Origin of the sequence: Limosilactobacillus agrestis, from assembly GCF_014145585.1 — a bacterium.
Lineage (GTDB): Bacteria > Bacillota > Bacilli > Lactobacillales > Lactobacillaceae > Limosilactobacillus > Limosilactobacillus agrestis.
Map to the genome: position 1 here is coordinate 80,102 of NZ_JACIVF010000003.1, position 20,327 is coordinate 100,428.

At 38.0% G+C, this 20,327-nt stretch carries 18 protein-coding genes; 5 read left to right on the plus strand and 13 right to left on the minus strand.

Annotated elements, in window-relative coordinates; genetic code table 11:
- Positions 1 to 81: 81 nt before the first annotated feature.
- The 4 genes from H5R88_RS00375 to H5R88_RS00390 all read right to left on the minus strand — a co-directional run bounded on the left by H5R88_RS00375 (position 82) and on the right by H5R88_RS00390 (position 5,807).
- Positions 82 to 834, minus strand: coding sequence for an alpha/beta hydrolase (locus tag H5R88_RS00375; RefSeq protein WP_182600005.1), 753 nt, complete (start codon positions 832 to 834; stop codon positions 82 to 84).
- Between the two features lie 24 nt (positions 835 to 858).
- Positions 859 to 2,214: an APC family permease gene (locus H5R88_RS00380; RefSeq protein WP_182578624.1), complete on the minus strand. Its 1,356-nt coding sequence runs from the start codon at positions 2,212 to 2,214 to the stop codon at positions 859 to 861.
- A gap of 169 nt (positions 2,215 to 2,383) precedes the next feature.
- Positions 2,384 to 4,795 carry a phosphoketolase family protein gene (locus H5R88_RS00385; RefSeq protein ID WP_182600006.1) on the minus strand — a complete coding sequence of 804 codons (2,412 nt, stop codon included), beginning with the start codon at positions 4,793 to 4,795 and terminating at the stop codon, positions 2,384 to 2,386.
- A gap of 280 nt (positions 4,796 to 5,075) precedes the next feature.
- Positions 5,076 to 5,807, minus strand: a complete 732-nt coding sequence (locus tag H5R88_RS00390) for a GntR family transcriptional regulator (RefSeq protein WP_182578622.1) — start codon at positions 5,805 to 5,807, stop codon at positions 5,076 to 5,078.
- 129 nt (positions 5,808 to 5,936) lie between these two features.
- Here H5R88_RS00390 and ybaK point away from each other — a divergent pair, with 129 nt between their 5' ends.
- Both ybaK and H5R88_RS00400 read left to right on the plus strand, forming a co-directional pair.
- Positions 5,937 to 6,443 carry a Cys-tRNA(Pro) deacylase gene (gene ybaK, locus H5R88_RS00395; protein WP_099979999.1) on the plus strand — a complete coding sequence of 169 codons (507 nt, stop codon included), beginning with the start codon at positions 5,937 to 5,939 and terminating at the stop codon, positions 6,441 to 6,443.
- 97 nt (positions 6,444 to 6,540) lie between these two features.
- Positions 6,541 to 7,977 carry a C69 family dipeptidase gene (locus H5R88_RS00400; RefSeq protein ID WP_182600007.1) on the plus strand — a complete coding sequence of 479 codons (1,437 nt, stop codon included), beginning with the start codon at positions 6,541 to 6,543 and terminating at the stop codon, positions 7,975 to 7,977.
- Positions 7,978 to 8,224: 247 nt separating this feature from the next.
- On the opposite strand, the gene H5R88_RS00405 is transcribed toward H5R88_RS00400, so the two are convergent.
- Both H5R88_RS00405 and H5R88_RS00410 read right to left on the minus strand, forming a co-directional pair.
- Positions 8,225 to 10,057, minus strand: a complete 1,833-nt coding sequence (locus tag H5R88_RS00405; RefSeq protein ID WP_182578620.1) for an ABC transporter ATP-binding protein — start codon at positions 10,055 to 10,057, stop codon at positions 8,225 to 8,227.
- Positions 10,041 to 11,783 carry an ABC transporter ATP-binding protein gene (locus H5R88_RS00410; RefSeq protein ID WP_182600008.1) on the minus strand — a complete coding sequence of 581 codons (1,743 nt, stop codon included), beginning with the start codon at positions 11,781 to 11,783 and terminating at the stop codon, positions 10,041 to 10,043. The genes H5R88_RS00405 and H5R88_RS00410 overlap by 17 nt, the downstream gene beginning before the upstream one ends.
- 175 nt (positions 11,784 to 11,958) lie before the next feature.
- Here H5R88_RS00410 and H5R88_RS00415 point away from each other — a divergent pair, with 175 nt between their 5' ends.
- Complete coding sequence (locus H5R88_RS00415) at positions 11,959 to 12,963, plus strand: D-2-hydroxyacid dehydrogenase (protein ID WP_182600009.1); 1,005 nt, start codon at positions 11,959 to 11,961, stop codon at positions 12,961 to 12,963.
- 64 nt (positions 12,964 to 13,027) lie between these two features.
- Here the strand turns inward: H5R88_RS00415 and H5R88_RS00420 are convergent, their stop codons facing one another.
- Both H5R88_RS00420 and H5R88_RS00425 read right to left on the minus strand, forming a co-directional pair.
- Positions 13,028 to 13,735 carry an MIP/aquaporin family protein gene (locus H5R88_RS00420; RefSeq protein WP_182600010.1) on the minus strand — a complete coding sequence of 236 codons (708 nt, stop codon included), beginning with the start codon at positions 13,733 to 13,735 and terminating at the stop codon, positions 13,028 to 13,030.
- A gap of 161 nt (positions 13,736 to 13,896) precedes the next feature.
- Positions 13,897 to 14,841 carry a hypothetical protein gene (locus H5R88_RS00425; protein ID WP_182600011.1) on the minus strand — a complete coding sequence of 315 codons (945 nt, stop codon included), beginning with the start codon at positions 14,839 to 14,841 and terminating at the stop codon, positions 13,897 to 13,899.
- Positions 14,842 to 14,903: 62 nt separating this feature from the next.
- Between H5R88_RS00425 and H5R88_RS00430 the strand changes: the two genes are divergently transcribed.
- Entirely contained in the window at positions 14,904 to 15,749 is an 846-nt protein-coding gene (locus H5R88_RS00430) for a sugar phosphate isomerase/epimerase family protein (RefSeq protein WP_182600012.1), read from the plus strand.
- Complete coding sequence (locus H5R88_RS00435; RefSeq protein ID WP_182578614.1) at positions 15,746 to 16,879, plus strand: AI-2E family transporter; 1,134 nt, start codon at positions 15,746 to 15,748, stop codon at positions 16,877 to 16,879. Before H5R88_RS00430 ends, H5R88_RS00435 begins: the two co-directional genes overlap by 4 nt.
- Positions 16,880 to 17,050: 171 nt before the next feature.
- Here the strand turns inward: H5R88_RS00435 and H5R88_RS00440 are convergent, their stop codons facing one another.
- The 5 genes from H5R88_RS00440 to H5R88_RS00460 all read right to left on the minus strand — a co-directional run bounded on the left by H5R88_RS00440 (position 17,051) and on the right by H5R88_RS00460 (position 20,271).
- Positions 17,051 to 17,776 carry a B3/B4 domain-containing protein gene (locus H5R88_RS00440; protein WP_182600013.1) on the minus strand — a complete coding sequence of 242 codons (726 nt, stop codon included), beginning with the start codon at positions 17,774 to 17,776 and terminating at the stop codon, positions 17,051 to 17,053.
- A 23-nt stretch (positions 17,777 to 17,799) separates the two neighbouring features.
- Positions 17,800 to 18,252 (minus strand): MarR family winged helix-turn-helix transcriptional regulator, encoded by a 453-nt coding sequence (locus tag H5R88_RS00445; protein WP_182600014.1) that lies wholly within the window; start codon positions 18,250 to 18,252, stop codon positions 17,800 to 17,802.
- Positions 18,253 to 18,321: 69 nt separating this feature from the next.
- On the minus strand, positions 18,322 to 18,903 hold the full coding sequence (locus H5R88_RS00450) for a DUF1836 domain-containing protein (RefSeq protein WP_182578611.1): 582 nt from the start codon (positions 18,901 to 18,903) through the stop codon (positions 18,322 to 18,324).
- Entirely contained in the window at positions 18,866 to 19,390 is a 525-nt protein-coding gene (locus tag H5R88_RS00455; protein ID WP_182600015.1) for an NAD(P)H-binding protein, read from the minus strand. Before H5R88_RS00455 ends, H5R88_RS00450 begins: the two co-directional genes overlap by 38 nt.
- Positions 19,391 to 19,407: 17 nt before the next feature.
- Positions 19,408 to 20,271, minus strand: a complete 864-nt coding sequence (locus tag H5R88_RS00460) for a P-loop NTPase family protein (protein WP_182600016.1) — start codon at positions 20,269 to 20,271, stop codon at positions 19,408 to 19,410.
- Between the last annotated feature and the right edge of the window lie 56 nt (positions 20,272 to 20,327).

The following is a 20,327-nucleotide window of genomic DNA, read 5'->3' on the forward strand; positions in this document are numbered from 1 at the left end:
ATGAAATAAGCACTCAGATAGGGCGACATTTTAATCAAAAAGACCGTTACATTCTCTCAAACGTTAACGATCCTTTAATTATTAACCTAATTTTTTCAGAAACTTAGCTACCAGTTCCAGAATTTCTTGCCGTCGTGATCCATTAAACATATGTCCCTCTCCAGGAATTAAATGTAACTCACTATTAGGCATGATCACATTATATTTTTTGGAAGCCTCCGGGGAAACTACATTATCAGCTAATCCATGAATTAGCAGTGTAGGCCCTTGATAATGCTGCGCCGTTTCGTAAATTGGCAAGAGTTGCCCTGTGCGGAAATAGTTGCCTCCTACAGAAAAGCCATGCACATCAACTGTTTCTGGAATATGATTAGGATCATACTTACTTCCCTGACAAACTCCTTTTAAAGCGTCATCTTTCAAGGTTGCTGCAGGTGCCAGTAGTACAAGTTTTGTAACAATATCGCGGTAATAAGCTGCTAACATCGAGGCAACTACCCCACCTTGAGAATGGCCAATTAGGTAAATTTTCTTTGCTTGCATCGTTGTGTGAGCATAGTCGATGATTTTCATTCCATCTAAGATTTCACTGAAAACTGTCATATCCTTAAATTCACCATCACTATGACCAGTCCCATCAAAATCAAAACGTAATGTTGGAATTCCTTGTTGGTTTAAATAGTGCGAAAGAGCATAGATAATCTTGGAATCATCATATCCAAGGTCGCCCTTAAATCCATGCATAAGAATTGCAACTGTATCATTTTTGATCGTCGTTGTTCCTTCAAGAAGGCCATATAGTTTTAGACCATCTCGTTTGATTGTTATTTCCATTAAACCACCTCTCACCTAGTATAATTAATGTTTTAGCTTCTCCAACATTGCGTGATGATGAGCCTCGTGCTTCTCATCAACCTTAATAAAGAAGTAAGAAACCGCAGCTAATACGGCCACAACAACTCCAACTGTAATCGTTTTAATCGTGAAATTAGTTACCATATAGCATGAAATTAAGAGTGCTAGCACTGGAATGATATATTTCCCAGGAAGTTTAAATCCATGATTAGGAAATTCATTAGTATGTTTAAACTTAATTACTGCTAAAATTGATGGGACGTATTGAACAAACGAAGCCAGCACAATACAAGAAACAAGAAAGAGGTAAGATTGTGTAACTAATAACATTGAAACAATCGCCGTAAGAATGATTGCTACCCAGGGTGCATCATGGGTATTCTTTTTCCCAATCCACTTTGGTAACATTGCGTGTTCGTTTGCTAAAGACGAAATCAATGAAGGAGTATTAAAGGAGGCCGTAAAAGCAACCCCAAAGATACTAATTAGCATCCCTACGATCACCAAAATGTAACCCCATTTACCAACCCCTGCTTCAAAGGCATTTGCAATTGGCGTACTATAACGAACCATTTTTGCCCCTAATATCCCGATTGCAACTAACATCATTAGCGAGTATAAAATCGTTACACTAACCATTACAGCGATCAATACCCGAGGAATATTTTTCTCAGGATCAGTCATTTGTTTTGCAGCAATCGGAATAAAGGAAAAGCCAGTAAACATATAGAAGACAACACTAAATGCCGCTCCAAAATGTTTTGCAAGCGGCATTGCCCCAGTAGTTGCTGCATGCGGAATTACCGGCGAAAAATTAACAAAATGAATGCAAAAAGCGCCAACAACAATAAAGACAATAATTGTAATCATTTTTGCAGCTGAAGAGAGGTTATCGACTAACTTAACAAGTGTCCGACCGAATAAATTAATAATTGAGAATAATAAAATTAATCCAAAAACAGAGACATAGTACACCCAATGAGTATTAAAAACCGGCAAGAAACTTCGGAGAGTGGTCAACAAAGCTACTACTTCTGCGGATAAAGTACAACACCCCAGAAACCACGTAAAGATACCTAGCTCATAGCCAGTAAACCGGCCAAATGCATTATAGGAATAAAGCCATGCCGCACCTGAGCCTGTAAACCGACTAGAAAGGTCTGCGTAACATAACGCAACCATACTAACAGTAATTGCTGCACATAGTAAGACAAGGACACTTGTTAAATTCATATCCTTATAGATAACTTGGGGTAGCAAAAAAGCACCTGAGCCAATAACGCCATTAATACCTAAAAAATAAATTGAAATAAATGATAACTTTTTAGGACTTTTTTCTTTTGTATTGATAAGCTCCACCTTCCATCTTTTATAACAAAAATAATATTACCTTCGTTTAAAGTCTATTCTTATTTTAAAGAGTTTACAAGTAAGGTAAGTTCACCAATTTTTAAACGAAAAAGAGACCGAGTTAAACTCGATCTCTTTTCTTAATTTATTAAGTGTTTAATTAGCAATCAGTAGCTGATTACTTAAGACCCTTCCAAGTCCAGTTAGTAACTTCTGGTAAGTCCTTACCTTCTGAACGGATGTAGTGGTTGTGCTTGTTGATCATGTTGTCCATCTTGGCAACAAATGCAGCACTCTTTTGTTCGTAACCAGGAACACTTTGGATAGCGTCCTTAGCTAAGTGGAACCGGTCAAGTTCATTTAATACACGCATGTCAAATGGAGTAGTGATATCACCATTTTCTTCGTATGAGTGAATGTGAACGTTACGGTTAGCACGATCAAAGAACAATGCTTGGATCATGTCACGGAATCCGTGCCATGCAAAGATAACTGGCTTGTCAGTAGTGAAGTAACTATTGAATTCAGCATCAGTTAAACCTTCAGGGTTCTTGTCAGTGTTCATCAAACGCATAATTTCGATGATGTTGATGTAACGAATCTTCAATTCAGGGAAGTTGTCATGAAGAATGTCAATAGCTGCAAGAGCTTCTTCAGTAGGTTCAGTACCAGAAGATGCAAATACAACATCTGGTTCAGCACCTTGGTCAGTAGATGCCCAGTCAATGTAGCCAAGACCATTGTCAGCCAATTGAGTAGCTTCATCAATAGAGAACCATTGTGCACGTGGGTGCTTAGAAGTTACGAAGAGGTTGATACATTCTTGGTTACGGAATGCCTTGTTAGATACAGCCATTAATGAGTTAGTATCTGCTGGCAAGTATTCCTTAACGAGGTCTGGACGTTCCTTTTCAAATAAGTGAGTCAATAGACCTGGATCTTGGTGAGTGTAACCGTTGTGGTCTTGTTGGAATACAGTAGAAGTATCAACAAAGTTCAATGCTGGGTATTGGTGACGCCAGTAAAGATCCTTAGCCTTACGTAACCACTTCATGTGTTGAGTAAGCATTGAGTCAACAACACGACCGAATGCTTCGTAAGTTGCGAAGAATCCATGACGACCAGTTAATGTGTAACCTTCAAGGAATCCTTCAGCTTGGTGTTCTGAAAGTTGTGAATCGATCATCCGACCTTGTGGAGCCACATCTTCGTCGTTTGGTTCGTGGACACTTTCCATCCATTGACGCTTTTGACCATCAAGGAAGGCGTAAAGACGGTTTGACTTAGATTCATCAGGACCAAATCCACGGAAGTTAGTTGGGTTCAATTCAGCCATCTTGTTGAGGTACTTACCCCATTCAAGCATGTCTTGCTTTACAACAGAACCAGGATTTTGAACATCAATAGCAAAATCACGGTAGTTTGGCAATACAAGTGGCTTAGGATCGATACCACCATTAGTGATAGGGTTCATAGCCATACGACGGTTACCTTCAGGTGTGTTCTCTTCAACAAGAGCAACTGGGTGACCATTTTCGTCAAATAATTCTTCTGGCTTGTATGACTTCAACCAGTCAACAAGAACATCCTTGTGTTCCATGTCGTCTTGAGATACCGGAACTGGAATTTGGTGTGCACGGAATGAGTTTTCAATTGGGTTACCATCAAGGTCAGTCTTAGGACCAGTCCAACCCTTAGGTGCACGGAAGATAATCATTGGCCATTGTGGTAATGAGTTATCATTGTTTTCACGAGCATTCTTTTGAATAGCCTTGATTTCTTCAACAACCTTGTCCAAAGTCTTAGCCATTTCTTCGTGAACTTCCATGTGAGGCTTGTAACCCTTGAATTCACCATCACGGTCAGCTTCTTTGTAAGCTGAAACAAAGTATGGCTTCCAGCCCATACCTTCGAAGTACTTAGTAAGTTCTTCGTCGCTCATCCGTGAAAGGATAGTAGGGTTAGAAATCTTGAATCCGTTAACTTGGATGATTGGTAATACCGCACCATCCTTGATTGGGTTGATGAACTTGTCTGAGAACCATGATGCCATTAATGGACCAGTTTCAGCTTCACCATCACCGACTTCAACAGCGGCAATAACTTCTGGGTTATCTAAGATAGCACCAACACCGTGTGAAAGTGAGTAACCAAGTTCCCCACCTTCGTGGATTGAACCTGGTGTTTCAGGTGCAGCGTGTGATGCAGTACCGCCTGGGAATGAGAAGTGCTTAAATAACTTAGCCATTCCCTTAGTGTCTTGTGTATATTCAGGATAAATTTCAGTGTATGAACCATCCAAGTATGAGTTGTTAACCATAACTTGGCCACCGTGACCTGAACCTTCGATGTAGAACATATCAAGGTCATACTTCTTAATTACACGGTTCAAGTGTGCGTAAATGAAGTTTTGAGGAACAATAGTACCCCAGTGACCAATTGGCTTAGGCTTAACATCTTCTGCCTTTAATGGGTGGCGAAGTAATGGATCACCCATTAAGTATAATGTACCAACTGAAAGGTAGTTAGCTGCACGCCAGTAAGCATCAACACTTTCCAAGTATTTCTTGGAATCGTAATCTACTGCCATCTAATAAACACTCCTTCTATAATAAATCAATACGTCCTGTGCTTTCTAACAACATAACGTAAATCATTAAATTTACAATGTTAATGATAAACTGTTTTTTCAAAAAGTCAACCTTTTTACAAATTGATACGGTCCAATTATAAAAAATTAATAATTTTAAGCCGTTTTTAGTTTAGCTTTATCTTTGTAAACTGGCTAACATCTTTAGTCTAACATCATTTGCTACCCTTTATAGCTATATTCAGAAAACTTATGACAATCTAATAAACTTAAATTAATATTAGCCTTCTTGGTCTAAGCTAACAAACGTGCTATATTTCATATATTTATAGTGAATACGCATATTTGAAACCTCAAATGGTGTCCCATCATCTAAAAAGAAGATCCCATCAATTATGCCTACTGGTTCTGTCGAGCTCAATTTTAGTAAATCTTGATCTTGTTTATCTGATGGTGATACACCAATGGTCATGAATGACTTGGTAACTCGTTTTCCCATCTTATCCTCAAGATAATTAAAAATAGAGCCATTAACAATTTCAGGAGATAATGTTGGCGTAATCTTAATCGGAATAAAACCTGTTTCAATCATAAAAGGTTGGTTATCAATTAGCCGTAACCGCTTGATTTGGTAAACAAAGTCATTTTCATTAAGGAACAGCTCTTCTTGAACATCCTTATTTGCGGGAACAACTTGGTAATCAAGCAATTTAATCCCCTGCTTCTTCCCATCAGTACGGAAACTATCTGTAACCCCCAAATTACTCCCCTCATAATGAAATAAGGATTGATTTTTTAGGTAGAGCGGATTAATGAAGGTTCCCGAACCGCGCTTTTTGAAAATAATTCCTTCTTGTGCCAGTACACCTAGTGCTCGTTTGATGGAACTTCGACTTACCGCGTAAATCTCACTTAAGCTTCGTTCATCCGGTAGCCGCATTCCGGGGTATTCATTATCTAAAATTTTTTGTTTTATATCACGCATTACTGAGCGGTATACTAAGTCTGCCATCTAATTAACTCCTCGGATTTATTTAATTCGAATTTTAATGATACACTTTAAGTATAGCAGACCTATTTTAAATTGGGATCTTTTTGTAAAATATTGGTGCGATCCAGATAAATTTAGGAGGATCTTCTTATGAGTAAAAAGAATAAAAAAAGTAAAATGAAAAAAACGCAGGTAGAACAAATCTTAGATAAAAATAATATTTCATATGAACAAGCTGAGTTTCCTACACATCAAGATGGCGATGTCCGTTCCATGAGTGTTGACCATACTGGCATTGACGAACACATTATTTATAAAACCCTTGTTCTTACTGGTAATGTAACTGGCCCATTAGTCGGTGTTATCCCCGTTGATACTCACCTTGATGAAAAGAAATTAGCCAAGGTTTCCGGCAACAAAAAAGTTAACATGGTTCCTCTTAAAAACTTGTTAAAGACAACGGGGTATGTTCATGGTGCTAACACACCCGTAGGAATCTATGAAAAATTTCAATATCCGATTTTTATTGATAATGAAGCAAAAGAACAAGGCGAAATTTATGTTTCATCTGGAAAAGTTGGTCGATCGGTTAAACTAAACGCTGAAGACCTAGCTGGATTAGTTCATGCCACTTTTGCTGATTTAGAACAAAAGTAGTCTACCATTGATTGACCTCCCTAGGTGTGAAGACTAAACTTATTACTATAGTTTTATTTAAGGTCATTTAAGGTCATTATAGAAAGGTCCTGAAAAAATGAAGAAAAATTTATCTGCTTGTACAACCGTCCTTGTAGGCCGTAATGCTACAATTGACGGTTCGACCATGGCAGCACGGAACGATGATACTTTCGCTCCACTTACACCACAGCGCTTTGTAACTTATCCGGCATATCATAATCACCCCAATCAAGTTAAAGCTTATTTAAATAAGTGCGTAATTGATCGCCCTGCCGATGGTTATCGCTACCAAGGTACTCCTAATGTCAACTACAAAACTGAAGGGGTCTTTGACGAAAGTGGCTTTAACGAAAAAAACGTCGGAATGAGCGCCACAGAAAGTGTTTATGCTAATGCACGGGTTTTAGCGTGTGATCCGCTTAATACTGAAACAGGAATTAATGAAGACCTTATCGTCGCCGCTACTCTTCCCTTCATCGATAGTGCGCGAGACGGAGTGACTTACCTCGGTAAATTAATCGCTAAATACGGTTCTGCAGAAGGAAACGGGGTTATCTTCAGTGATAAAGATGATGTTTGGTATATGGAAATCGTTACCGGACATCATTGGGTTGCGCAACGGATTCCAGATGATGCATACGCTGTTACCGGAAACCGAATTGCTATTCAACAAGTTGATTTTAATGATAAAGCTAACTTTATGTGGTCGAACGGAATTCAAGAATTTGTTGCAAAGAACCACTTAAATCCAGACAAGTATGAATGGAATTTCCGCCATATTTTCGGAACTGCTGATATTTTTGATCAACACTACAATACTCCACGACAATGGTACGGTCATAAGGTGCTAAATCCGGAAACTGAATTTGATCCGCTTGATTTTGATATTCCATTTATTATGCAAACAGACCACCGAATTACCCTTGAAGACGTGGAAAAAATCCTCAGTAGTCACTACCAAGGAACTCCTTACGATCCACTAGGCCATGAAGGTACTGAGCAGCAAAAGCATATGTTCCGGCCAATTTCACTAAACCGGACGCAAAATTCCCATGTCCTTCAGGTTCGTAATGACTTACCGGAAGCTGCCTCAACGATTATGTGGATGAGCTTCGGTATTCCTACCTTTACCCCATACGTCCCATTCTTTGGTAATGCTGAAGATATCGATGTAAGCTATCGGGAAACACCAAAGAAACTTAATATGGATTTAAAGAGTGCTTACTGGATGTATCGGGCACTTTCAATGATTGTAGAATCACACCATGCGAAATTTTCTAAGGCAGACTTGGATTATCTCAAAGATGCCCGTGAATATCTCTACCGCTGGGTTAATGATGTGGCTCCGCAGGTTAAGGGGATGTCATCTTCTGAAGTCAGTGCTTTCTTAAGTTCAAAGACCCATGAAATGGTTACCGAAATGGCTAAACGAACAAAAGATTTAATGGCTGAATTAGTAATGAATGGTTTGGAACTTTCTAAGTTAACATTCCAAATGGATAAAAATTTGTAAAAATGGATAAAAAAGCGGGGGCTCGAAAACGAAACTAGCCTCTAAGACCCTCCAAGTAACATAGGCCTCCAATGTTCGGATTTACCGAGCGTTGGAGGCCTATTATTGTACTACGCTATTTGTCTTTTGTGAAAGGAACCTGACTTATGTCACAGCCCCTCAACTGTTTTCACAAACAATAGCAAGGTAATGTGGAACTAGCTTAATCCGCTGCCTTGTCAAGAAGGCTATTTTCCACTTTCATTCTTTAACTATTTCCAGCAAATTGACTATTATAAAGCTGAGCATAGAAGCCCTTTTTACCCATCAGTGATTCATGATTACCGGTCTCGATAATCTTTCCATGGTTAACAACCACAATCTGGTCAGCCTTACGAATTGTTGACAAACGGTGTGCAACAACAAAACTGGTTCGTTCTTGTTGCAAAGCATTCATTGCTTCTTGAATTAACACTTCTGTTCGGGTATCAACAGAACTAGTTGCTTCATCTAATATTAGAATTTCTGGGTCCGCTAAAAATGCACGAGCAATCGTTAATAGTTGACGCTGACCCTGTGAAATATTAGATGCTGACTCATCTAATACAGTTTGGTAGCCATCTGGCAATTCACGAATAAATGCATCGGCACGAGCCATTTTCGCCGCATGATAAACCTCTTCATCTGTAGCGTTCTCATTACCATATTTAATATTCGCAAAAATTGTTCCGGTAAAAAGCCATGTATCTTGAAGGACAATTGCAATATGTTTGCGCAAAGTATTCCGTGTCATCGAACGGGTATCTTGCCCGTCTAGATAAATATGGCCACCTTGCGGATCGTAAAAACGTTCTAACAGATTGATGATGGTTGTCTTTCCTGCTCCAGTCGGACCAACAATTGCGACCATCTGATCTCGGGGGGCTTTAAGGTTAAAGTCCTGGATAAGCGGTTCATCAGTATAGCTAAATTTAATATCTTTAAATTCAACTTTGGGAATCCCTTCTCCTTTTAGGGCAGGCACATCTTTAATCTCAGTATCCATTTCTGGCTCATCAAGTACTGCAAAAATCCGTTCCGCCGATGCAATTGTTTGCTGAATCGTATTGCTAAGGTTAGCAATTTGGGCAATTGGTTGAGAAAACTGATTAGTATATTGCAGAAACGCTTGTACATTACCAAGGGTGATCTGTCCATGAATCACTTGAATTGCCCCCACAACCGCTACAACAAGGTAACCAAGATTGCGAATAAAAATCATCATCGGCATCATTAAGCTAGAGAAAAATTGTGCTTTCCATGCCGCTTGGTAGTATTGATGGTTTTCTTTATTAAACTTTTTTTCTTCATCTTGTTCCTTGTTAAACGTCCGTACGATTGTATGAGCAGCATATGTTTCTTCAACTTGATCATTTATTTTTCCCAAAGCTGCTTGTTGGCGACCAAATAACCGTTGTGAAGTAGGTGCTATGAATGTAACCACTAAAACACTAAGAGGAATAGTGACAAGGGCAATGAGCGTTAATTTCCAACTAATTGTAAGCATTATAATGAAAACACCAATAAAAGTTAACAAACTCGTAATGATCTGGATCAAACTTTGCTGGAGTGTTCCTGCAATATTATCCATATCATTAACCATTCGACTCATAATGTCTCCATTATTATGCGTATCATAATATTTAATTGGTACTCGACGCATTTTTTCTTCAAAATCTTGCCGTAAATTATAAACAACACGTTGCGATATCCGTGTCATAATTTGTAATTGCAAGAAACTAAATAATCCGGAGAAAAGATACAGGAGAATAACAGTAATGCCAATCTGCCAAATACGATGGAAGTTAATCGGCAAAGTACTTAAATGGGCACCCGCCTTCATCTCTGCATAGCCCTTTAGCATCCCATCATAAATAATCGTAGTAGCTTCACCTAAGATCTTTGGGGCCAAAATTGAAAGAATCACGGAAACAATAGCCAGGAGAATGGAGATAATGACTCCTACCCGCCATGGCCGTAAATAGGCGATCAACCGTTTAGTAGTTGGCCAAAAATGCTGGGCTTGTTCAGGTACTCGTGGTCCTCTACGCACGATCGACATCTCCTTTCTCAACTTGTGACTGAATAATTTGTTGGTAAGTCTTATTATGGGCTTTCAATTCCTGATGAGTCCCTTGGCCAACTACTCGTCCTTCATCAAGGACAATAATCTGATCAGCATCAACAACGGTAGAGATTCGTTGCGCCACAATTACGGTAACTGCTTGTTGAATTTGAGGATCCTTTGCCAAGGCAGCCCGTAATTTAGCATCGGTTTCAAAGTCTAGTGCCGAGAACGAATCATCAAAAATATAGATTGAAGCGGGTTTTATAATTGTCCGCGCAATTGCCAACCGCTGGCGTTGACCACCAGAAAAGTTACTCCCATTTTGCTCGACAACTGTATCCAATCCACCTTCTTCACGAACAAAATCAGCCGCCTGGGCAATTTCAAGGGCCCGCCACATTTCCTTATCTGTTGCCTCTTCATAACCAAACTTAAGGTTGGAGCGGATCGTTCCACTAAAAAGAACGGCTTGTTGCTGAGTAATTGAAATAACCTCATGGAGATCATGCTGACTAAGTTTCTTAATCGGCACTCCATCGACTTTAATCTCACCCCGCTCGACATCAAAGAGCCGCGGAATCAAATTAACCAAAGCTGATTTACCTGAACCGGTTCCCCCGATAATTGCTAAGGTTTGGCCTGCAGAGACTTTAAAATTTAAATCCTGCAATGCTAATCTTTCGGCCCCATTAAAGCGAAAATCAACATCCTTAAATTCAAGGGAAGCGGGGTGATCAACGCTAATTTTGGCTTGATCTTTTTCTGGTGCATTATGAATACTAATTGGTTGGTCCAAAACAGCGTTAACCCGCGCTGCTGATGCTGAGGCCCGCGGAACAAAGACAAAGATCATCGAAAGCATCATAAAACTAATCATGATCTGATTAGCATAAGTCATAAATGCAATTAAATCCCCCACTTGCATGCTCATATTTGCTACCAGATGGCCTCCAAGTAAAATAATAGCAACATTTGTCATTCCTAAAATAAGCGTTACAACAGGAAACAATGTCGAAACAATTGTAAAAGCTTTAATTCCGGTTTGCGTATAATCTTCATTAGCTGCTTTAAAGCGTTTCTGCTCCCGTTCTTCTTGCCGGAAAGCGCGAATCACTCTCACTCCTGTCAATCCTTCGCGAAAAACTAGGTTAATCCGGTCAGTCTTTTTCTGAATACTCTTAAATAAAGGCACGGCAAAATACATAACTGCCATTACAATAATCGCTAGTACTGGCAAACTAATAAAAAATATTTTGGTAAGCTGCGGCTCACGAACATAGGCGAGTACACAAGCCGCAATCAACATAACCGGCGACTGCAACATCATCCGCAACATTTGAACCATCACATTTTGAATTTGTACAATATCATTAGTCGAACGTGTAATTAGTGAAGAATCACCAAATTCATCCATTTCACGATTTGAGAAGCGTAAAACTTTATGATAAATTTGACTCCTTAATTTTTCACCGACCTTCATTGATTGGGTTGCCGCAAAGTAAACATTTAACCCGGCGGCCACTAATCCGATTGCGGCTACAATCAGCATTTTAATTCCTTTATTCCAAATCACGCCCATATCTTTTTGGACAATTCCGCGATTGACAAGATCAGCGGTAACTGTTGGTAAATATAGGTCACACGAAACTTGGATTAGCAGGAAGAAAATTGCCCCAATTGTTGCCCAGAAGGCTAAATTTTTTCGTGCTATTCTTATCACATTAATCCTTCCTTCATCTATAATTTTAGTCATCTTGAACTATTATACAGACTTTTGGAGAAATTAGCTTTTATTCTGATAATCTCTTTACTTAATACTTTTGTATAAGATAAAATATTATATGAAAGCCGTTACATAATTTTGGCACATACAGACAGAAAGAAGACAGATATTTATGGTTAAAAAAATTTTCGCTTTTAGCATTAGAAAAGATGAAGTGCCCTACGTTAAAGAATGGGTGGAAAATCATCCTGAAGTAGAAGTAGAATATACGGATGAATTACTGACCCCTAAAACTGCAGCAAAGGCTAAAGGTGCTGATGGGGTAATTGTATATCAACAACTCGATTACACACCAGAAACGCTTCAAGCACTGGCTGACGAAGGAATTACCAAGATGTCATTACGAAATGTTGGCGTTGATAACATTGATATGGATAAGGCAAAAGAACTTGGCTTTGAAATCACGAATGTTCCTGTTTATTCACCAAACGCAATTGCTGAACATGCTGCTATTCAAACAGCACGAATTCTTCGCCAAACCAAAGTTTTAGATAAAAAAATTGCTAATGGTGATTTACGTTGGGCCCCCACAATTGGTCGAGAAGTGCGTGATCAAACTATTGGTGTTATCGGAACTGGTCATATTGGACGAGTTTACATGCAAATTATGGAAGGTTTCGGTGCTAAGGTAATTGCGTACGATCCATTTGAAAATCCAGAATTAAAGAAGCAAGGATACTATGTTAATAGCCTCGATGATCTATATGCTCAAGCTGATGTGATTTCTCTTCACGTTCCGGCTACCAAAGAGAACTTCCACATGATCGATAAAGACGCAATTGCTAAAATGAAAGATAACGTTGTAATTGTTAACTGTTCACGAGGCGCATTAGTTGATACAGATGCTGTAATCGAAGGCCTTGATAGCGGAAAGATCTTTGGTTTTGTAATGGACACTTACGAAGATGAAGTTGGAATCTTTAATGAAGATTGGCGAGGCAAAGAATTCCCTGACAAGCGACTTAAAGACCTGATAGATCGTTCAAATGTTCTTATTACTCCCCATACAGCTTTCTATACTACTCATGCTGTTCGTAACATGGTTCTTAATGCTTTTGACAACAATCTTGAATTAATTAATGGTGAAGAAGCTGATACACCGGTTAAAGTTAACTAATAATAATCTTTATCTTAAAAAGCTCGACTATTAGTGCAAGACTAATAATCGGGCTTTTTGGTTACTAAACTAGTGCTGTTTGTAATGCACATGCAAGAAGGCCCCCAACAATTGGACCACACATTGGAACCCATGCATACCACCATTCTGAGGCTCCCTTATTAGGAACTGGCAAAATAGTATATGCTAAACGTGGTGACCAATCACGGGCCGGATTTAAGGCGAAGCCAGTAGTTGTCCCAAGACATGTACCAACAACTGCAATAACCATTCCTACAATAAATGGCTTCAATCCCTGCGTAAAGTTGCCAAGATTTAAGAGTACAAAAATAAATGCAAAAGTTGCAATCACTTCTGAAAAAAAGTTAAAAATTGGACTATTTATTGCTGGACGAGTAGCAAATATCCCAACATTATTTCCTTCTTCTTCATTGGGAGTTGCTTTAAATTGTGGATAGAATTGAATAATTACTAATACTGCACCAACAAATGCACCTAAAAATTGACCGAGCAGGTAAGGAATAACATTACTCCATGGGAATAATCCGAATACTGCAAAAGGAATTGTTACCGCCGGATTCAAGTGTCCTAATGAACCGAGAAATCCAGCAACATAAACTCCCATCGTAACTGCTAATCCCCATGAAATACAGATAAACCACCAGCCACTTTGCTTACCATACGTTTTATTTAGACTATTACCAGCACAACATCCTGCTCCTAAGAGGATTAAAACCATGGTGCCAAAAAATTCACCAATAAATCCATGCATGTCTGAACACCAACCTTTTTTATACATCGTTTCCAAATTGTATGCGCTTTCTATACATGATACTAACACATTAATTATGTATTTTATTGTATCAATTGTTCAATAACGGCAATATTTTACAAATTAATACACAAAAAAATCATGTTCATAATTAGAAATTATTAGATTTTTTTCAAACTAAAACCTAATATCAAGAAAATAATCACCAAAAGAATCCCACAGTAAATATATCTTTGTGGGTGTCCTTTTACATGCCCATATCGATAATCATTATTATAGCGTTGCATTGCTCCTATTATTAATCCACTGATTCCGTTTATTGTTGGACTGAGCGCAAAACACGCCGACACTATGCTTATTTCGGTATTATTAAAGTTAAAAACAATAAAAAGTACCCCACTCACTACTGTTGAAATTATTGTTGCAAGATTAATTCCAATTAACAGTTCATAGATAATACTATTATTAGCTGGAACCATAACAAGTATTCTTGGTATCTCCTGCCAACTTCTTGCAATAAAAAAAACGAGTAAAATGCAATCCCCAATAATGAACGGTAAAGTCCAACCATTATGTAATTCTAAACTTGGGGGAGTTATAACTCCTGCACTGCATAAAACTACTATTGGCCAATACATCGAAGCAAATTTTCGACGTGATTGCGGCCGTTCTAGGAGAGCAAAAAATTGTCCCAAAAGAGCTTGTAAGAAATTTAAAACGATAAATATCATGACCCAAATATTTAAGTAGCTAGGAATTAGAACTACTTTAGGCTGTCCCCAGGCTAAGACAATCGAAATAATTAAAATAAGAGCTAATAGCAAAGCCCTTGGTGCATAAGGAGAAAGATTTCGATACTTTTCTGTTCGTTGATAAATTAATATTAAATTATAAATATTCATTACTAAAATGACAGCTGAAACCAGTAAAACAGAGTCCTGCAACTGATTTGGAGATGGTGGTTGTCCACCTAAAATAATATACGCTGACATTGTACAAAGCCATCCCACTGTCCACATCAACGGAATAGTTGGTGTCAAGATTAATGGCTGACGCGGCAACCATTGTTCCATGTGAAACACCTCCTCAATATGGTATCTTACCATAAGAAATTACTCAAAATCTGGTAAGATAAAATAGTAGTTAGTTTTTTAGGAGGTAAATTTTTATGTTCTTACCACAATTAGGATTAAAAGGGAGCAGTCAACTAAACCAAATTGATGACCGCTTACAGTACAATCCTACTACTTATGAATTTTACACTGATGCTCATGACTTTACTGACGAGGGTTATCGTCATCTCTATGATGCAATCCAATACGTTAAAGATGCTGGTATTAAAAATATTATTCTGCATCATCCAATGCAATTTCAAGCTCATCATTCAGAAGTAGTTGCCCCTGAAAAACAATATCCCGACCTATATCGCTTCATCGAATTTACAACTGAAAAACTACTTTATTTAGCTGATGACCTTGATGTTCAAGTTTTGATTCATGGTGGCTATGCCGGTCCAGAATCACGTTACTTTGTTTCACTTTATCCTAGTGTAGAAGATGCCCGAGACGCTGTTTATCAGCGATTGGATCATTTTGCAGATGCCGGTGGGGAGCATATTATGTTTGAAAATTCGATTGCACCCGTCTTTGCTTATGGCGATCCCTTTCAAGAAGATGAAATTCTTGCGCATGATTATCGCCTTGCCTTTGATACCTCCCATTGTTTTATTGAACTTCATGGAAATAACCGAAAATTAGCAGCATCCCTAGAACACTTAAAAGAGCGGGTTGTTCATTATCACCTAGTTGATTCAATGGGTGAGACTCATGATAGTCTTACTCTCGGGACTGGTAAAATCGACTGGGCTAATGTTTTACCCCACTTAAACCCGGCTGCTACTAGTATTTATGAAATTAACCTACATGATCAAAATAATTGTCATGAACAAGTGGACAGTCATAATTATTTAGTTAAACTTTATCAAAAGCTTAATAATAGAGGAGATTTATCGTGAAGCAATATATTAATCGTCGTCATATTTCCTTAGTATTGGCCCTATTTATCCTCTACTTAGCAATTACCTACTGGGAAATCATCGCTAAATTTATCCAAACAATTTTTTCGGCAACCATACCTCTCATAATTGGAGGGATCGTTGCCTATATTATTAACCTATTATTGAAACAGTATGAATACCTATACTCGTATTTATTTAAAAAACCAAGTGCGCAAAAATTCAAGCGACCCGTTGGAATAGTGATGTCCTATTTAACAATTATTCTAATAATCGCCGTTGTCTTTGCCTTGGTAATTCCTGAACTTATTACGTGTGTAAAACTGCTCATTGCAAATCATAGTCATATTATCAACCATTTTATCGATTACTTTGAACACAGTAGTGATCTTAAAGGCCTCATCAATAGCTTTGATATTAATAAAATTCAATGGGATAAAATTGGGAAATACCTTACGTCTGGTGTTGGGGGAACTTTTCGTACGGTTATTTCAACAGCCTCGTCTGTATTTTCAGCTGCCACAACTGCAATTATTGCATTTTTCTTTTCAATCTACCTCTTGATTTATAAAGAAATGTTGCAACATCAATTTACTAAGTTACTTTCAACATACTTTAGCCGATACCATTCACAAATAATTAGAGTCCTAAAAGTCTTTGATGAAAGTTACAGTAACTATATCGTTGGGCAGTGTAAAGATGCCGCTATTCTTGGAATCTCATGTTTTATCGGGATGACGATCTTACGAATGCCATATGCCTCAATGATCGGAGTTGTAACTGCATTTGGTGCTTTAATTCCAATAATTGGGGCCATCCTTGGAGCCAGTGTCGGCGTAGTTATCATTTTTGCTGTTTCGCCACTTCAAGCCGGTATTTTCTTGATCTTTATTATTCTCCTTCAACAATTAGATAACCGTATTACCTATCCCCTAGTGGTTGGAAGATCAATCGGGCTCCCAAGTGTATGGGTATTTGCCGCTGTTATTATCGGTGGGGGAATTTCTGGAATTCTTGGAATGATGTTCACTGTCCCCTTATTTGCAGCCCTTTATAAATTATTAAGTGCCGATACAAGAAACAGAATAACAATAAAAAAAGAAAATGAGAGTGGGGAACAACCTTCTTGAAAAGGTGGTGGGCTAAGCTAGAATAATGGTTAGTACGGTACGGGCTGATCATTGTTCGTACTTAGGTTTGAGCCTTGTGGCGGCGCGAAGCTAGTTCCATGTTATCTTGCTATCGTTCGTGAAAACAGTTGAGGCTGAGAAAAAACTTTTGTTTTTTCTCAGCCTCATTTTTTATAAATTATCTGGAACCTTTGTAACAGGCTGGTCCTTAGTTAACTGATAGACCTGCGATGTATTTACACCAAAGTATTGGTTAATTAACTTACTCAATTCTTTCATCGCTTCATTAGCACGTTCAATTTGTTCTGGATTAATTGCTTCCATAACTGCAACTACATTTTGCGAATCTTCTGTCAACATTGTTCGTTGAGCTTCGCGCCAGTTTAGGCAACGACATACGGCACCTTCATCGTCATAATAAATGACTTCACCCTCCAAAGCTGGTTCATCTTCTTCAGCACCAACTGGACGAAATACTTCGCCACCTTTTGCGACACCAAGGTGAAGGTCTCCAGCAATCTTGTTTCGGTCTTCAATCCCCACTGGAACACCATAACTTAGAGAAACACTATTGTAGACATCAACAAGCGGTTCAATTGGTTCAAATTTCCGTCCTTGGTTGGCACGCTTTAATAAGGCCTCAATTGATGAACGCGCACCCTTCTTTTTCTTAAATTGTTGAAATGCTTGACGCCATTGCTCAACAACTGGATTCAAGCGAAATGTTTCATTAGTTAAAAACTTATCAGCATCATGAGTAGCATTTGCTAATAGTTTCTTTCGTTCATCATAGTTGTCATCAGCATTATGATTATCAATACCATTCGCAAACAAGATATTTACTTGTGCATCTGGAAAAAGCTCCCAAAAACTTGGATCAATCGTCACTTGCTTCATGAAAATAATCTCCTTTTTATAAATTAATATTGACGTTTGCCACCATGCTTTACGGTATTCCAATCACCATCAATATTTTGACGGATACGAACTAGATAATCATGAACCTGCTGAGCCTCTTTTTCCGAGAACCCCTTCAATGCCTCATTATTTGAAAATTGGTTTTCACGAATAATAAAGGGATAAATCTCTTTTCCTTTTTGAGTAACATAAAGTCGTTTAATTTTCTTATTCGTTGGATCACTTTTTCTTTCAATAAAGCCATTTTTTTCAAGTTTTTTTACAGCACGGGCAATCGTTGTTCGGTCAACTTTTATCAAGTTTGATAATTGTTCTGAAATAATTCCTGGGTGCTCATAAATACGCACAACATATAGATATTGACCACGTGCTAAATCGATTTTCTTGAACTCAATATTAGCAATCGAATCGAGAGCTCGATCAATCATCCCTACTTCACGTAAAATATCAATCATTGATAAAAATTCTCCTTGTTTACAATATTAAAGCATTTTTATTGCAATTGCAACAAAACCTGATTAGAGTTAATTATTTTCCAATGGAGCTGGTTGAGCAACTTTTTGCATTGTCATTAATAATTGAGCAGCGTCCATTCGCGATAAGACTGACTTCAGTGCTAATGTCATTAATCGATCATTCTGTGGATTAATAACACTATTACTTGGAATTTCTTCTCCGGCTAAAAGTGCATTTAAAATTTCAACAAAACGATCATAAGCAGCTTGCGGGTAAGAATTCATAGTAACCTGAGCAATTCCTGCACGAATATCGTCCAGTGAAAAATTCGATTTTAATAATCCAATAAGCAAAAGATCTACTAATTGGTTAACAGCATACTTTTTTTTGATTGGTGCTTGAATAACTTTCTTTTTCACATAATTATTTACCATTGATTTAGTAAGCGGCTCAATTCCCAAATGATTTAATTGTTCATTTACAATTGCCACTACTTGATCAACATACAAACCCAGTGTAGGCAATTCCTTCCATCGTGGAAACCGCACCCGTGCTAAATTATTTTGCCATCGTTGATATTCTTCTAATTTATCCATATCACAACCTGCTTTCTTATGGTACAATTCCGATCGATTGATTCCGAAAATCATCGGTAGTAACTGCTTGTTCAATTATCTGTGCTACTTGTCCTAATCCAATCTCTTTACCTTCTAAAGCATTACCTTCACTAACAACCTTAAGGGAAGTTTTTTCATTGGTAATTGGCAAAGCTCTAATAATAGTATATGGCAGCTCAAATTCATCAATCATTTTAACCGCATACTGATGAGCAAGGACTACCTGAGTTGCCTGTTGTCCATACCATTCCTGTAATTGCTGATTTGTCGCATCATCTGCTGTTCCTGCAATCGAAAGCATTACTATTTTTGATGGTAAAAACAGTGAATGATCAATCAATTCAGCTAACTCTTGTACTTCATCATCAACAAATTCATTAACAGTAGGGAGCCAACATAATATATCTCCACGTTGGATTTCAAATTTAAAACTAGTAAGCGCAACTGCTTCTGGAACCTTTTTGATAATAGTTGGTACTAAATCGTCATGCCGGTGACTAATAAAAACTATCCGCCCCATCGCAACCTCCAAAATTATTAGTAAGCCATTAATTCATCTTCAATCGTTGCGTCTTCAATTCGAACATCAGTAATTGTGCTTTGCTCTAGCAATGGCAATAATGTTTGAATATTTCCAGTGAAAAGAAAACGGGTCTCATCACTTGCTTCCTCTAACATATGTGCCCCTAGTTTTATTGCATTGTCGATTGGGAAACCAGTTCCCATTACTGTCACAGTGCAATCTACCCCATCATTCATTGATAAATCACGCGCAGAAGTCAAGTGACTACCATTAAAGTAATAAAGAGTATGGGCAAATCGCATCAATGTCGAAATGTTTTTACTTGTGAAAAGAACTAAAGCATCCACCTTTTGAGCATAGTCTTTAACAAGGTGGCCAATCATTTGTCGTTTGTCTTCTTCCAGGCCGTCAAAGGCATCACTTAAAATTACGATTGGGCACTGCCATGTCAAGAGGAGGGCTATCCTTAATTCTAGTTGTTCAGTCTCACTTAATGCGGCAATCATTTGATCTGGTTCAAATTTTAAAGATTTAAGCATTTGAAGTGCTTGTTCCGGCTTCAAAGCATTTTTACGATGACGTAATGTATGTTCAACAGCTTTTGCCACTGTTTTTCCCTTTAAGACTACATCGTCAATTCGGCCGATTTCTTTTTTACTTTGACGCTTATATTTTTTGAAGGGGACCCCGTTAATGGTTATATCCCCATTTAAGATTTTTCCCCGAACTGTTAATAAGTCTTCTAGGGCAGTTGTTGCGCCTGTATCATTACTGCAAATTCCAACTACTTGTGGGGACTTTAGTTCTAATGAAACGTTATCTAATTGATCTCCTGATTTAGCATTATAGACTAAATCATTAATTGTAATACTACTCACTATATAACCTCTTTTCTTAAGCTATCTACCTTTACCAATTTTATCATTTTTTAGGT

What these genes read in the sequence shown, in the direction of transcription:
- H5R88_RS00415 (WP_182600009.1), top strand. Translation starts at nt 11,959, where the DNA reads ATGGTTAAAAAAATTTTCGCTTTTAGCATTAGAAAAGATGAAGTGCCC.
- H5R88_RS00445 (WP_182600014.1), bottom strand. Translation starts at nt 18,252, where the DNA reads ATGATTGATATTTTACGTGAAGTAGGGATGATTGATCGAGCTCTCGAT.
- H5R88_RS00430 (WP_182600012.1), top strand. Translation starts at nt 14,904, where the DNA reads ATGTTCTTACCACAATTAGGATTAAAAGGGAGCAGTCAACTAAACCAA.
- H5R88_RS00405 (WP_182578620.1), bottom strand. Translation starts at nt 10,057, where the DNA reads ATGTCGATCGTGCGTAGAGGACCACGAGTACCTGAACAAGCCCAGCAT.
- H5R88_RS00420 (WP_182600010.1), bottom strand. Translation starts at nt 13,735, where the DNA reads ATGCATGGATTTATTGGTGAATTTTTTGGCACCATGGTTTTAATCCTC.
- ybaK (WP_099979999.1), top strand. Translation starts at nt 5,937, where the DNA reads ATGAGTAAAAAGAATAAAAAAAGTAAAATGAAAAAAACGCAGGTAGAA.
- H5R88_RS00400 (WP_182600007.1), top strand. Translation starts at nt 6,541, where the DNA reads ATGAAGAAAAATTTATCTGCTTGTACAACCGTCCTTGTAGGCCGTAAT.
- H5R88_RS00390 (WP_182578622.1), bottom strand. Translation starts at nt 5,807, where the DNA reads ATGGCAGACTTAGTATACCGCTCAGTAATGCGTGATATAAAACAAAAA.
- H5R88_RS00450 (WP_182578611.1), bottom strand. Translation starts at nt 18,903, where the DNA reads ATGATTTTCGGAATCAATCGATCGGAATTGTACCATAAGAAAGCAGGT.
- H5R88_RS00425 (WP_182600011.1), bottom strand. Translation starts at nt 14,841, where the DNA reads ATGGTAAGATACCATATTGAGGAGGTGTTTCACATGGAACAATGGTTG.
- H5R88_RS00440 (WP_182600013.1), bottom strand. Translation starts at nt 17,776, where the DNA reads ATGAAGCAAGTGACGATTGATCCAAGTTTTTGGGAGCTTTTTCCAGAT.
- H5R88_RS00455 (WP_182600015.1), bottom strand. Translation starts at nt 19,390, where the DNA reads ATGGGGCGGATAGTTTTTATTAGTCACCGGCATGACGATTTAGTACCA.
- H5R88_RS00385 (WP_182600006.1), bottom strand. Translation starts at nt 4,795, where the DNA reads ATGGCAGTAGATTACGATTCCAAGAAATACTTGGAAAGTGTTGATGCT.
- H5R88_RS00375 (WP_182600005.1), bottom strand. Translation starts at nt 834, where the DNA reads ATGGAAATAACAATCAAACGAGATGGTCTAAAACTATATGGCCTTCTT.